Raw genomic sequence first — 258 nt, forward strand, 5'->3', positions numbered from 1 at the left:
CAGAGACTTAGGCGATGAAACCAATGCCGACGCTTCTTACTTAGCTGCACCGGTTACAGGGCGTGTTGATTTAACAAATGTTGATACAACCACACCGGGCTTTCACCAAGAGTCGTTAGTACCACTTAGTTCAGAAACCCACGCGGGTGAAGATGTAGGTGTTTACGCAATGGGCCCAGGTGCACATTTAGTAACAGGCACAAACGAGCAAAGCTTTTTATTCCATGTAATGGACTTTGCCGCAGACCTAGTTAAAAC

General features: G+C 46.5%; 1 protein-coding gene. It reads left to right on the plus strand.

The window, feature by feature from the left end; translation table 11 throughout:
• Positions 1 to 258: alkaline phosphatase (locus R2R70_RS21380; RefSeq protein WP_410979106.1), on the plus strand; the 258-nt coding region annotated here is incomplete at both ends.

This window comes from Cobetia sp. SIMBA_158 (genome assembly GCF_046566945.1).
GTDB classification, from domain to species: Bacteria; Pseudomonadota; Gammaproteobacteria; order Pseudomonadales; family Halomonadaceae; genus Cobetia; species Cobetia amphilecti.